Origin of the sequence: Gilliamella sp. B3127, assembly GCF_026536935.1 — a bacterium.
In the GTDB taxonomy this organism is placed as follows: Bacteria; Pseudomonadota; Gammaproteobacteria; order Enterobacterales; family Orbaceae; genus Gilliamella; species Gilliamella apicola_E.
The window spans coordinates 31,000-44,195 of record NZ_JAFNNI010000004.1; the positions used below are offsets into that span (position 1 = coordinate 31,000).

At 34.1% G+C, this 13,196-nt stretch carries 13 protein-coding genes; 7 read left to right on the top strand and 6 right to left on the bottom strand.

Annotation, left to right across the window (positions count from 1 at the left end):
- Nucleotides 1-26: 26 nt before the first annotated feature.
- From glnS to J3U00_RS07450, 3 genes are all read right to left on the bottom strand, one after another.
- Nucleotides 27-1,703, bottom strand: coding sequence for a glutamine--tRNA ligase (gene glnS, locus J3U00_RS07440; RefSeq protein ID WP_267332052.1), 1,677 nt, complete (start codon nt 1,701-1,703; stop codon nt 27-29).
- A 200-nt stretch (nt 1,704-1,903) separates the two neighbouring features.
- Complete coding sequence (locus tag J3U00_RS07445) at nt 1,904-3,247, bottom strand: ATP-binding protein (protein ID WP_267332053.1); 1,344 nt, start codon at nt 3,245-3,247, stop codon at nt 1,904-1,906.
- Entirely contained in the window at nt 3,244-3,972 is a 729-nt protein-coding gene (locus J3U00_RS07450; RefSeq protein WP_065734928.1) for a winged helix-turn-helix domain-containing protein, read from the bottom strand. The genes J3U00_RS07445 and J3U00_RS07450 overlap by 4 nt, the downstream gene beginning before the upstream one ends.
- A gap of 158 nt (nt 3,973-4,130) precedes the next feature.
- Between J3U00_RS07450 and J3U00_RS07455 the strand changes: the two genes are divergently transcribed.
- Genes J3U00_RS07455 through J3U00_RS07470 form a run of 4 tightly spaced genes read left to right on the top strand, consistent with a single transcriptional unit; the run spans nt 4,131 to nt 6,462 of the window.
- Entirely contained in the window at nt 4,131-4,859 is a 729-nt protein-coding gene (locus J3U00_RS07455; protein WP_065562877.1) for an MtnX-like HAD-IB family phosphatase, read from the top strand.
- A 10-nt stretch (nt 4,860-4,869) separates the two neighbouring features.
- Complete coding sequence (locus J3U00_RS07460; protein ID WP_065562878.1) at nt 4,870-5,697, top strand: alpha/beta hydrolase; 828 nt, start codon at nt 4,870-4,872, stop codon at nt 5,695-5,697.
- Nucleotides 5,698-5,702: 5 nt separating this feature from the next.
- Nucleotides 5,703-6,059 (top strand): EamA family transporter, encoded by a 357-nt coding sequence (locus J3U00_RS07465; RefSeq protein WP_065562879.1) that lies wholly within the window; start codon nt 5,703-5,705, stop codon nt 6,057-6,059.
- Nucleotide 6,060: 1 nt separating this feature from the next.
- The gene (locus J3U00_RS07470; protein WP_220225264.1) at nt 6,061-6,462 is read left to right on the top strand and encodes a DMT family transporter; all 402 of its coding nucleotides are present in this window, start codon (nt 6,061-6,063) and stop codon (nt 6,460-6,462) included.
- Nucleotides 6,463-6,511: 49 nt separating this feature from the next.
- On the opposite strand, the gene J3U00_RS07475 is transcribed toward J3U00_RS07470, so the two are convergent.
- The 3 genes from J3U00_RS07475 to J3U00_RS07485 all read right to left on the bottom strand — a co-directional run bounded on the left by J3U00_RS07475 (nt 6,512) and on the right by J3U00_RS07485 (nt 9,905).
- On the bottom strand, nt 6,512-7,384 hold the full coding sequence (locus tag J3U00_RS07475) for an arginase family protein (protein ID WP_267332054.1): 873 nt from the start codon (nt 7,382-7,384) through the stop codon (nt 6,512-6,514).
- A complete protein-coding gene (locus J3U00_RS07480) occupies nt 7,381-8,430 on the bottom strand; it encodes a GNAT family N-acetyltransferase (protein ID WP_267332055.1) in 1,050 nt (349 codons plus the stop codon). The genes J3U00_RS07475 and J3U00_RS07480 overlap by 4 nt, the downstream gene beginning before the upstream one ends.
- 65 nt (nt 8,431-8,495) lie before the next feature.
- Nucleotides 8,496-9,905 carry an aspartate aminotransferase family protein gene (locus J3U00_RS07485; RefSeq protein ID WP_110422514.1) on the bottom strand — a complete coding sequence of 470 codons (1,410 nt, stop codon included), beginning with the start codon at nt 9,903-9,905 and terminating at the stop codon, nt 8,496-8,498.
- A 170-nt stretch (nt 9,906-10,075) separates the two neighbouring features.
- On the opposite strand from J3U00_RS07485, the gene J3U00_RS07490 reads away from it, so the two are divergent.
- The 3 genes from J3U00_RS07490 to ompA all read left to right on the top strand — a co-directional run bounded on the left by J3U00_RS07490 (nt 10,076) and on the right by ompA (nt 13,112).
- Nucleotides 10,076-10,825: a MipA/OmpV family protein gene (locus tag J3U00_RS07490; protein WP_081299519.1), complete on the top strand. Its 750-nt coding sequence runs from the start codon at nt 10,076-10,078 to the stop codon at nt 10,823-10,825.
- A 97-nt stretch (nt 10,826-10,922) separates the two neighbouring features.
- Entirely contained in the window at nt 10,923-11,831 is a 909-nt protein-coding gene (locus J3U00_RS07495; RefSeq protein ID WP_267332056.1) for a recombination-associated protein RdgC, read from the top strand.
- Between the two features lie 180 nt (nt 11,832-12,011).
- On the top strand, nt 12,012-13,112 hold the full coding sequence (gene ompA, locus J3U00_RS07500) for a porin OmpA (protein WP_267332057.1): 1,101 nt from the start codon (nt 12,012-12,014) through the stop codon (nt 13,110-13,112).
- Nucleotides 13,113-13,196 lie beyond the last annotated feature (84 nt).

Genomic DNA, 13,196 nt, shown 5'->3' on the forward strand with positions numbered 1-13,196 from the left:
TATTCTATGATTAAGCTTCTCTATGATTAAGCTTCGTTCCAGCTATCTCTTAAACCTACGGTTCGATTAAAGACTAATTTATCTTCTGTCGCATACTTACTATCAAGACAGAAATAACCTTCACGTTCAAATTGATAAGCTTGTTCGGCTTTGGCTTTTTGCAAACTAGGCTCAACAAATCCTTGTTTAATAATTAAAGAATTTGGATTGATAGTTGATAAGAAATCCTCCGCACTACCAGGATTTGGAGTACTAAATAAACGATCATAAAGACGAATTTCAGCAGGTTTACCATACTTAGCTGATACCCAATGAATAACGCCTTTAACTTTACGTCCATCTTCAGGATTTTTATTTAATGTTGCCGGATCGTAACTACAATAAATAGTTTGTATATTACCTTCTGTGTCCTTTTCAACACGATCAGCGCGTATCACATAAGCATTACGCAGACGGACTTCTTTACCTAATACTAAACGCTTATAATTTTTATTAGCTTCTTCTCTAAAATCAGCTCGATCAATATAAATTTCACGCGTAAATGTTACTTCGCGATGCCCGAGTTCTGGCCTGTTAGGATGATTTGGCATACTTAAGACTTCATCAAGTGTTTCTGAAAAGTTTTCAATTACCACTTTAACCGGATCAAGTACCGCCATTGCTCGAGATGCATTTTCGTTGAGATCTTCTCGAATACAGAATTCAAGTGTACTCATTTCAACGGTATTTTCTTGTTTAGTTACCCCGATTCGACGACAAAATTCACGAATTGAAGCTGGGGTATAACCTCGACGGCGTAAACCTGAAACAGTTGGCATACGAGGATCATTCCAACCATCAACAATTTTTTCAACAACCAGCTGTGTTAATTTACGTTTTGAGGTAATAGCATACTCTAGATTTAATCTAGAAAACTCATACTGATGAGGACGAGCTTCAATAGTAATATTATCTAAAACCCAGTCATATAAACGACGGTTATCTTGGAACTCAAGCGTACAAAGTGAATGAGTTATATTTTCAATAGCATCCGAAATACAGTGAGTAAAATCATACATCGGATAGATGCACCATTTATTACCAGTTTGGTGATGCTCGGCAAATTTAATACGGTATAAAACTGGATCACGCATAACAATAAAAGGGGAAGCCATGTCAATTTTCGCTCTTAAGCAAGCTTTACCTTCAGCAAATTTACCTTCTTTCATTTGGATGAATAATGCTAAATTTTCCTCTATGCTTCGATCACGATAAGGGCTATTTTTACCTGGTTGTGTTAAGGTGCCTCGATACTCTCGAATTTCTTCAGGAGATAATTCGTCTACATAAGCTAACCCTTTATTGATAAGCTCTATGGCATATTCATACAAACGGTCAAAATAGTCAGATGAATAGCAAATCTCACCATCCCATTCGAATCCTAACCAGCGGACATCTTCTTTAATTGATTCAACATATTCAATATCTTCTTTGGCTGGATTGGTATCATCAAACCGTAAATTACATTTACCGTGATAATCTTGGGCAATACCGAAGTTCAAACAGATAGATTTTGCATGACCAATATGTAAGTAGCCATTAGGTTCAGGCGGAAAACGAGTATGCGTTGTTTTATATTTTCCCGCAGCAAGATCCGCATCAATAATTTGACGAATAAAGTTATTTGGACGAGTTTCGTTCTCTGTCGGTAAATCACCGCTCATAAAAAAACCTCTGATTATATATGTTTACTCATGACCAATTTAGAAATGAGATTTATCACTTTTATCATTTTGACCGACGAATATAGCAAATTTTTTGTTTTTTCGAAACGTTAAAACATGAGATTTCAGTTACCAAAAAAATAATTACCCTGAAACGGATAACACTCCTAAATAATTTTAACAGATATTTTAACTTTAATTTATTCCTCACCCGATTTTATCGAAACAACAAATCGTGCACCACCTAGTGGGCTAGTAACCACGAATGCTTTACCGTCATGAAATTCTGCCATTAATTTTACATAAGCTAAGCCTAACCCATATCCACCAGTTGATCGTGTACGACTGGTATCAAGGCGAGCAAAAGGCATAAAAATTTTTTCACGAGAATCGAAAGGAATGCCTGCACCATCATCATCAATTTCCAAAATAACTCGGTTATCTTGTTTGGTTATATTTAATACTGCTTTATGGGCTGCATATTTAAACGCATTAAGTAGCAGATTTTTGACAATAGTTTCTGCCAAATTGATATCAATTTTAGCTTTAGCATCTTGGCTATGGCAAATGAGCTCAAAGCCCTTAGGTTTAAATAGTGCTAATGACTGACAAACTTTTTCACCCCATTGTTTTAACGATACAGTAGTAAAGTTTAATTCAATATTACTTTGCTGCATTTTAAAATAATTCAAACTAGCATTAATGAGAGTTTCAAGTTCATCTATATCATCACTCATTCCTTTTTGTAAATCAGATCTTTCTACTTCGTCTGTTGATTCTTCAAGCATACTTAACTCAAATCGCATTCGTGCAAGAGGGGTTCGTAGTTCATGTGCCATCGCATGCGAAATCGTTTGGTTAGTACTGACAAGATGTTCAATGTGAGTTCCCATATTATTTAAAACATTGGCTAATGGTTTGAATAACCAGCCTTTCACATTTTCCGTTCGAGCTTTCAAATTGCCCTGTCCAAGTTGTTCTGCGGTTTGACGTATGTTAACCAGATCTTTCCATACAGCACTAAACGCGAAATAGATTAATATAAAAAAGATTATGGCACTAAATAATGCCCAAATAATAAGGAAAACGCTCAACGACATGGTATTTGATTCTAATATATCTCGCATTAGAATCGGCCCCAATTGTAATAAATGACCATCATTGAGATTGATATAGACAACTTCGTCATCACCATCATAAGCAAAATCAAGTTTTTCAAGTTCTTTTTTTACAGAATGAGATAATTCTGTATTTGCAGGTAATACTTTGATTGGATAACCAAAATATGGTTGTAACTCGTCAACTACTGTTTGCAGTGGACGCTGTTTGTTTTCATCAATATGTTTGCGAATTAAGTTGACTGTTCCTCGTTGTGATTCACGAAAAACGATATGATCATCTGGCATATCAGTTAATGATGAAGGTAGTGAATCAAACACTAATAATGCACCATAGGCGATAATACATTGCAATGAAAGTAAAATAACTAGATAAAAGACGATGCGGCGGTTAAAAAATAGCGGTTTAGCTAATAACTGTCTCAATGGTTTTCCCCTTCGCGCATGAATAAATACCCCTTTCCTCGAACCGTTTTAATTCTTGAAGGATTATCAGGATCATCAAGGAGTTTACGTCTTAACCGAGAAATTCGGGCATCAATTGAGCGATCGCTACCGTCAAAATCAATCCCTCTAACTTGGGAAAATATATCGTCTCGAGATAGAATCTTACCTGCGTTATTAGCTAACAACCAGAGTAAGTCAAATTCGGCAGTCGTTAAATCTATTTCATGCCCGTCTAATAACACTTTACGATTTTCACCATCAATCACTAAATTTTCAAAGGCTAAAGTATTATTGTTAAATAAAGCAATTTGCTCTTTTAGGCCTTCTTTTTCTGTTTCATTTTGTTTTCGGCGTAGCAATGCTCGAATCCGAGCTAGTAATAATCGTGGTTCAACCGGTTTAGCTAAATAATCATCAGCGCCTAACTCTAATCCCACGATTTCATCAATATTATCTTCGCTAGCCGTCATTATAAGAATATAGTTACTGAACCATGAACGTATATCTCGACAGATATCAAATCCAGTTTTTTCAGGTAACATTACATCTAAAATAACCAAATCAGGGTTGATTTGTTGTATTTTTTCTTCTGCTCCTTCACCACTATTATGCCAATCGACCCTATATCCTTGACGGATTAGGTAGACTTGTATTAAATTGGCTAATCTTTCATCATCTTCGATAATTAATATGCGTTCACTCATTTCTGATTCTCTTTACCGTAAAGTGGACTTCGAGATGCTTCATTATACAGGCAAATAGAGCCTCGTTACAAAATATATACAAAGAGCCAACAAAGTTAGCTACCACTTTGTGAGAAAATTGTCGCCAATATCTATAACTAGCAATTTTTACTTGGAATATGAATACTTTTTCATCAATTACTAATCATCTTTTTCAACCATCTTACACTCGCTATCACAACCCTATTATTTTGTGTGATTTTGATGGCACAATTAGTGTTAAAGATGTAACTGATACTTTACTTAGTCAGTTCGGCCAAGATGGCTGTGATGAGCTCGAAGAGTTGTGGGTTAGTGGTAAAATTGGTTCTCAAGAGTGTATGAGTAAACAGATTGCCTTAATGGACGCAAGCTTAGAGGAGCTTAATCAAGCATTGGCAAAAATTGAAATTGATTCTAGCTTTAAATCATTCATTAAGTATACCGAAAAAAAACATATACCAGTTCATGTAGTTAGTGATGGTTTAGATTATGCTATCCAATTTGTATTAAAGCGTCATGGTATTGAACATTTACCTATTTATGCTAATAAACTATTGCATGATAATCACAGAAGTTGGCGCCTTGAGTTTCCTTACGCTAATAAGGATTGTATAAAACAAAGTGGTAATTGCAAATGCAATCATGTAAAACAACAGCAACATTTTCCTCAAATATTGTATGTTGGTGATGGTACTTCTGATTTTTGCGTTTCACATCATGTCGATCTGGTTTTTGCTAAAGATAAGCTGATCAATTACTGTGAAAAAAATAACATTAAGCACACTGCTATTGTTAATTTTGCTGATGTAACAGAGGCTTTAAAACAAGCAGAGCAATCACTAATTCCAGTCATGATGGTGAAATAAAGGAACAATAATGAGTACAATTGAAGATTTATCTTATTTTTTACCAGGAAATAAAAATGGAGTGCTATTAATTCATGGTTTAACTGGCACACCAAATGAAATGCGTATTTTAGCCAATGGTTTACATAAAGCAGGATTTACTGTTTATGCAATACAATTGGCAGGTCACTGTGGTACTGAAGCAGATCTATGTAAAACAACTTGGCAAGATTGGTATAAAAGCGTTCAAGATGGTGCTGATTATTTAGCTAAACATGTAGACAACCTTTTTGTCGCAGGTTTATCAATGGGCGCCCTTTTGGCGTTGAAACTTGCTGCAGATCGTCCAAATCAAGTTAAAGGTGTTGGTGTTCTAGCACCTACATTTTATTATGATGGTTGGAGTATGCCATTTTGGGCTAAAAAGTTTTTCTTTTTATTGGTCTATTTTAAAAAACTTGGTATTTTTCAAAAAGTCTCTTTTATTGAAAAACCGCCTTATGGTCTTAAAGATGAGCGTATCCGAGCGGTGGTATCAGAAAGCATGTTAAGTGGCGATGCTGCATCCGCTGGACTTGCTGGAAATCCATTTCCTGCATTAGCAGAAATGCAATTATTGGCAAAACATGTTCGCCAAGAATTACCAAAAGTTACGTCACCTTGTTTAATTATGCATTCAGGTAATGACGATATTGCCAATATTGAAACTAATGCAAAATTAGTTGAGAAGCATGTTTCTGGTCCAAAACGATTAGTTGTATTAAATGATAGTTATCATTTAATTACTATTGATAGCCAACGCCGTGAAGTAATTAAAGAGTGCGCTTCGTTTTTTAATAATCTGGCAGAAGGAACTTAAGCATAATGTCATCCTTAGTTATTTTTCTTTGGGTTAGTAATATTTGTTTTGATACCTTAGGACAAGTTGCTTTTAAATATGCTGCAATATCACCTACCAATAGAGATGGATGGTACTATTGGTTAGATCTCGCCAAAAATCATTGGATTTGGATAGGAATATCATCTTACATTGCCGAATTTTTACTGTGGTTAGCTTTTTTAACTTTAGTTCCACTTTCCCAAGGTGTATTGCTCGCCTCATTTAATATCATTACTATCATGTTAGTAGGTCGGATTCTATTTAAAGAATTACTGACGGTATATCGTGTTATTGGCATGTCTTTAATTACTGCTGGTGTGATCTTTGTGGGGTTATCTTAATATGGCTAAGTTCTATTTAATTGGTTTTACCGTATTATTAATGTTTGATACGATTGCACAATGTAGCTTTAAATTGGCTGCCGAACATGCCCAGCCACTTTCGATGAGCGTTGAATGGATAGTTAGGGTATTTTCCGGTCATTGGATCTATGTATCAATAGCTGGCTACATTTTTACTTTCTTTACTTGGATGACTTTATTAAAAAAAGCGCCTGTAGGACCTGCTTTTGCAGCTTCACATTTTGAAGTTGTTACCGTAATGATTGCTTCAGTTTGGCTATTTAATGAACCTATCACTTTATTTAAGTTAATTGGAACTATATTGATTGTTTCAGGGATTTTGTTTTTAGCACTAGCAGAAAGTAAACTTGCGAAGAAAGATACTCATCATCGTTCTAAATAACTTCAAGATAAGGATTAAAAACCTGGCAAACTATATCAGTTCTTGAATGCTAGGTTTTTAAAGCTTTTAATAATATTAAATTAAGTTGATGTTGTTCTTGTTGCCAATCATTTAACTTTTCTAATGATATTTCGGGCTGTTTGTCCAGTGAACTTAGTAATCTCTTAAACCAATTTTTAGGCTGCCATATCGATAATTCGCCCGTGATATCACTACCGATAATCCTGGGCTTAATAGATGTAATAGTATCTAATAAATGATAGGTTTGTAGTTTTCCTTGGTCCCAATTGGTATGAATAACTTCTTCACTTAAGGCATCTTTATCTATCGATAGATATATTGGTTTAGAGTTACGGTATTGTTCAGATAGAAACTGAGTAATAAGATCATCCGGCGTATCAAAATAGCGAAAAGCATGACTTAAACCAATTTTCTTAGCCCAAGAGACATTAACATCCATGCTCCAATAAGTCAGTTTTTTATGAAACAATGGTGACCATCTATTTTCCCAACAATGCCATAAGCCAATATCATGTGATGTAATTCCTAATACATGTACATGGCTAACAAAAGGTAAACTAGCCACATAGCTAACCCATGATCCACAGTGAATGCCAAACAGATAACGCATGTTATCTGGATGGTTGTCGAAAATAACTACTTCAATGGGATTTTCTTCTGTATATTGCTTAGCTAGCTGCTCAATAAGTAATAACGAAATATGGTGGTAATCACCGCTACCCATTAATACCGTACCATAGCTTTCTGGTAATGATTGTTGTAATACCTTTTTAAAGTTTTGGAATTTTTTTGTACTACAACCAAAGCGAATGACATCTTGCCACTGAGTAAAATCAATCGTTTTAGCATTATCAATTTCACCTACACTTTGATCAAAGTTAAGGATAACTAGCGATGTCATGCTACTTTCTCCTTATCAGTTTCGAAATGGCCAATTAATCTACGCAAAACTGCCCTTAATAAAGGATTTCGTATGTAAACTAAGTGTTTAGTTAAGGTAAAACTAGCACCTAAAGAAGCTTTAACTTCTGGATCAGTCCAACCTGCAACATAATTACTAAGTTTTTGTTGTAATGCATATTCAAGATTAACAAACCAACTAACAAAATAGAGGTTTAATTCTCTTGCTTGAGGATAAACCATTCCTATGTATTTATCGATTAAAACATTGTTCACTACAAAACAGATGTTATAACCAATTAATTGTCCATTATGATGATAAGTAAAAATACGTCCATTTGAGGATTTGCTTTGCAGTAATTGGGTGAAAAATGGCTTAGTTAATAAATCAAAATGTACTTCACTCTGCTCATATACATTCAGATAAAGTTGATAATATAGATCAAGAGTCGCCTCATCAAAAAAACAATCATCACCAGTTTGTAAGATGTTAATCTCCAATTTTTCACGGGATTTTAGTTTTCTTCTTAAATTTTTACGACGACTATATGATAATTTTGCAAAAAAATCATCGATCGACTCAAAATCAATTGGAACCCAAGCTAAAGCTTGTCCATCAACTTCAATAAAACCCCGTTCTTTTAAGGAACCAATAATCTGTTTAGAATATTGATTATCCTGCTTACTAAGCAGAGGTGAATCGGATGGCAAATCTTTAACAATAACAAATGGATATTTCTTTGTATAAGCTGCCTTAACATTGTCAGCTAATTGATGCGCATCGATTTTATTAGTCAATAAACTATATTCTGAAACGGTTGTACCCACAAAGCATGTTTTTGGTTGTAACCAATGCCTCCATTTTTTATAAAAAGGCAATTTATGAACTTTATGTTTAAAATCATCATCAGCAGTTATGAGCAAATCAAACTTAGCGGAAAAAGCAGGTATACCGTCTTCACTCATCCAGCTAGTAAACTCTCGCGGAGGATGAGAAAGAAAATTGTTGATTAATTCATTAGGTTCTAATTGATTGATATATCGCATAACTTTCTATAAATGATCTGAAATTCCCGCTAATTGATATTAGCGGGATTATTTTGATTTAAGACTTAAAGTTCTTTTTTAGCTCGAGTAATTAATTGATCAAGTAGTTCAATACCTTGATCAATCTCTTGACGAGTAATATGTAATGAAGGTGCAAAAGTGATAACATTTTTGTAATAACCCCCAATATCAAGCACTAAGCCCATTTTGTTACCTTTCCAATCAAGATCACCTGACATACCAATATCTACCATTTTATCAACTAATGCTTTGTTAGCTGTAAATCCATCTTCGGTACAAATTTCAGCACGAAGTGCAAGACCTAGGCCATCAACTTCGCCTATTTCTTTATGTTTCTTCTCAAGTGTTTTTAATCCTTCAAGGAAATATGCACCGCTATCCATTACCATTTTTTCGTAATCTGTTTCAGAAGTCATTTTTAATACTTCTAGGCCAACTGCGGTACCTAAAGGATTTGAAGCAAACGTAGAGTGGGTTGAGCCAACTGGGAATACTTCTGGATTGATTAACTCTTCACGAGCCCATAAACCACCTAATGGATTTAAACCATTAGTTAATGCTTTCGCAAATACCACCACATCAGGTTTAACATCAAAATGTTCAATTGACCATAATTTACCAGTACGATAAAAGCCCATTTGAATTTCATCAACAACTAATAAAATACCATATTGATCTAAAACTTTTTTCAGACCTTTAAAGTAATTACGAGGAGGAACAATATAACCACCCGTTGCTTGTAATGGTTCGGCATAAAATGCAGCATATTCTGCTTGTCCGACTTTTGGATCCCATACACCGTGATATTCAGTTTCAAATAAACGTGCAAACTCAGCAACTAAGTGTTCACCATATTCTTCTGCTGTCATTCCTTTTGGACGACGGAACGGATATGGGAATGGTACAAACATTGCACGATCACCAAAATGACCATAACGACGACGGTAACGGTAGCTCGAAGTAATTGAAGATGCACCCAAAGTACGACCATGGTAACCACCTTGAAATGCAAACATCAGAGATTTACCACCAGTAGCATTACGAACGACTTTTAATGAATCTTCAATACATTGTGAACCACCAACATTAAAATGAACTCGTCCTTGGTAACCAAATCGCTGTTCCATACCTTGAGCAATTGTTTTTGCTAATTCGATTTTAGTTGGATGTAAATACTGGCTAGCACATTGCGGTAAAGTATCGATTTGCTTTTTAAGTACGTTATTTAAACGCTCATTAGCATAACCAAAGTTACAAGCAGAGTACCACATTTGTAAATCAAGGAAGGCTTTACCTTCTTTATCATACATGTAACTACCTTCACAACCATCAAAAATCTTTGGTGGTTCAACATAATGCACGGTATCACCAAATGAACAGTATTTTGCTTCATCCGCTAATAACGTTGCATCGTCGGGACGACTATTAATCATTTCTAAAGTTGGTTTACTCATAATTTATCTCACTAATCCATATTCAAATATGACAAAATGTGGCATTATTATCAGAGAAAATGGATTGTAACAATGTACATTTAATGTATAGATTTTGTGACAACAAGCTTTGAGTGACAAAATAACTACAATAATTGTCTTAAATCATATCAGTATGAGTGGTTATCAAAATGAAAAAATTAAGCTGCATAATCTCACTATTATCAATGTTTCCTTTAGGGTATACTCATATTGCGTCAGCAGATCCTACTTCATTAGGCGTCGGTTTGGGTTGGTCTAACTCACCATATAAAAATTATAGTTCAAGTTACTATCCGGTTCCTCATATTGATTATGATAACGGCTATTTTTTTATTGATGATCTATCAGCTGGTATTTACGCTTTTAACAACGATAATCAAAGTTTATCATTTGGCGTTCGTTATCTTGCTAATGAATTTAAACCTCATGATTCTGACAATCATAAATTAAGACAACTTAATAGTCGTCATTCCACTGTGTTAGCTGAAATTGATTATGATATCACCACTAATTGGGGTATTTTTTCAAGTAGTATTGGCGCTGATATGCTCAATAATAGTAATGGAATCTTAGTTAATGCCGACTATACTGTTCCTTATATACAAGGTAATTTAATTATCGCACCTACTATTGGTATTAACTGGGCTGATGGTAAACATAATGACTATTATTATGGTGTATCTCATAAAGAATCTTCACGTTCAGGATTACGCTATTTCAATGCAGATAGTTCTTTTACACCTTACTTTGAAATCGGTGCGCAATATTCTTTAACAGATAATATCGCTACTTTTGGCGGAATTCATATTGATAAACTGACTGGTGATGCAGCTGACAGCCCTATGGTTGATGATAGTACGATAACATCCATTTATATGGGCTTATCTTATAAATTTTAATACTTTTATTAAATCTTATTAATAATACTTTATTTTCTGTGAAAATCTTATTTTAATTAAATAATTTTCATGAATTAATTTTTGGAAAAATTACACTATGCTTTGGTTTAAAAACGCAATTATCTATCAACTTAATAATGATAATTTACTGGATAAACAGACTATTGAAAATGCACTCAAATCTGCTTTATTTTCTCCTTGTGGTAATTTAGATACCACCAAAATGGGTTGGGTATCCCCTTACGATGATAACAATTTGGATGATTTTATTATTGATATGCCAGGGCATTTATTATTAAGAATAAAGAAAGAAACTAAAATTTTACCTGCACCTGTCATCAAACAAGCCTTAAATGAGAAGATTGACAAGCAAGAGAAGGCATTAAGCCGTAAACTTAGTAAAAATGAAAAAGCGACATTAAAAGATGAAGTGATGATCGATTTAATGCCTAGAGCATTTAGCAAATATAACTATTATTGGTTATGGATCGACATTGAAAATAAAAGGATTATTATCGATTGCAGTAGTTTTAAACTTGCTGAAGATATTCTAGCGATTTTGCGGAAAGAACTTGGAGCATTAGCATTAACGCCTCTTTCCATCGAAAAACCGCTTGAAAAGATTATGACAACTTGGGTTAGAGAAAAACTTAGTTTTCCTCCTTTTATATTGGGTGATGAAGCAGAATTAAAAGATCCACTTGAGGGTAATGGGATTATCAGTTGTAAAAATCAAGATATTACAAGTGATGAAATGTTAGTTCATTTAGATTCTGGTAAATGGGTCACCAAACTTAAAATCATCGATGAACGTGGAATCAATTTTATTATTAATCCTGATTTAACATTGAAAAGAATTAAATTTGATTCTGTTATTTTAGATGAAAATGAAGATATTGGATCTGATGAATTTAATAAACGTTTAGAAGCTGATTTTTATATTATGGCTAACACATTATCAAGCTCAATTAACGATTTATATATTATTATAAATAAGATTGTTTAATTTTTTTACAATATATTATCAATTATTCTAGATCAGAATAATAATTGTGCTATAATATGTAATAAATTATGTGTAACATAATTGGTCAATTAGTATAAAATACCGTAAAAATTAAGTAAAATTAAACAATAAAAGCAAATTAAACAACGTCTATTACAACAAATAAGTTGAGGCAAAAAAATGAAAAAAACAACTCTAGCTCTAGCAATGGCTGTTGCAAGTTTAACCGCTACTGCCGCTAATGCTGCATATGAAGACAATACTTTTTATGTAGGTGCTAAATTAGGTTGGTCAGAACTTTATAATTTAGACGCAAATAAAGTTCGTGGTTATGATAAAGATGAAGCTGGTATTAAAACTTCTAACAGAAGTAATGTTGCTGGCGGAGCTTTTCTAGGTTTCCAAGCTAACCCTTACTTAGCTTTTGAATTAGGTTATGATTGGTTAGGTTCTGCAAAATATAAAAGAACTTACCTAGGAGATCATTCTAACGCTGGTAATAGTAAAGTTTCAGCACAAGGTGTTTCTTTAACTGGTAAATTAAGTTACCCTCTATCATTCATTTCTGACGATTTAGATATTTATGGTCGTGCAGGTGGAATGGTAACTATTGCTAAGTGGAAAAACAGTGGTGATATCAAAGAAGCTTACGGCCGTGGAGGATCAAAAACTGATTTGTCACCAGTTTATGCTTTAGGTCTTGATTATCGTCTTAACGAAGATTTCTCTACTCGTTTAGAATACCAGTATGTTCAACATATTCATACTAAAACTCATGCATCTCCAGATGCAGGAACTGTAAGCTTAGGTATTACTTACCGTTTAGGTTCTCCATCTGTTGCAGCTCCAGTTGAAATCAAAACTGAAGTAAACCGTTATGTTTTAAATGAAGATGTGTTATTTGCTTATGCAAAATCTGACTTAAAAGCAGAAGGTCGTCAAGCACTTGATAATTTATTAACAACTCTTGTTAAAATTAACCCAACTCAAAGTGCTATCGTAGTAATTGGTCATACTGACCGTATTGGTTCAGATAGCTATAACCAAAAACTATCAGAACGTCGCGCACACAGTGTATTGAACTATTTAGTTCAAAAAGGTGTTCCAGCTGAAATCATCACTTCACGCGGTATGGGTAAAGCACAACCAGTTACTGGTAATAAATGTAATGCACTTCGTGGCGCTGACTTAAAAGCATGTTTAGCACCAGATCGCCGTGTTGAAATTGAAGTTAAAGCACGTAACGTGCAAGAGGTCCAAGTAATTAATCAAACAAAATAGTTTTTGTTATTAATTACACCTTTGAACCCAGCTTCGGCTGGGTTTTTTCATTTATATGTTAATAATTAAATTATATCTTGCTTA

Bases quoted from the DNA above. Each gene is read 5' to 3' on its own strand.
- J3U00_RS07485 (WP_110422514.1), bottom strand. From the start codon at position 9,905: ATGAGTAAACCAACTTTAGAAATGATTAATAGTCGTCCCGACGATGCA.
- J3U00_RS07495 (WP_267332056.1), top strand. From the start codon at position 10,923: ATGCTTTGGTTTAAAAACGCAATTATCTATCAACTTAATAATGATAAT.
- J3U00_RS07450 (WP_065734928.1), bottom strand. From the start codon at position 3,972: ATGAGTGAACGCATATTAATTATCGAAGATGATGAAAGATTAGCCAAT.
- J3U00_RS07455 (WP_065562877.1), top strand. From the start codon at position 4,131: ATGAATACTTTTTCATCAATTACTAATCATCTTTTTCAACCATCTTAC.
- J3U00_RS07460 (WP_065562878.1), top strand. From the start codon at position 4,870: ATGAGTACAATTGAAGATTTATCTTATTTTTTACCAGGAAATAAAAAT.
- glnS (WP_267332052.1), bottom strand. From the start codon at position 1,703: ATGAGCGGTGATTTACCGACAGAGAACGAAACTCGTCCAAATAACTTT.
- J3U00_RS07490 (WP_081299519.1), top strand. From the start codon at position 10,076: ATGAAAAAATTAAGCTGCATAATCTCACTATTATCAATGTTTCCTTTA.
- ompA (WP_267332057.1), top strand. From the start codon at position 12,012: ATGAAAAAAACAACTCTAGCTCTAGCAATGGCTGTTGCAAGTTTAACC.
- J3U00_RS07465 (WP_065562879.1), top strand. From the start codon at position 5,703: ATGTCATCCTTAGTTATTTTTCTTTGGGTTAGTAATATTTGTTTTGAT.
- J3U00_RS07470 (WP_220225264.1), top strand. From the start codon at position 6,061: ATGGCTAAGTTCTATTTAATTGGTTTTACCGTATTATTAATGTTTGAT.
- J3U00_RS07480 (WP_267332055.1), bottom strand. From the start codon at position 8,430: ATGCGATATATCAATCAATTAGAACCTAATGAATTAATCAACAATTTT.
- J3U00_RS07475 (WP_267332054.1), bottom strand. From the start codon at position 7,384: ATGACATCGCTAGTTATCCTTAACTTTGATCAAAGTGTAGGTGAAATT.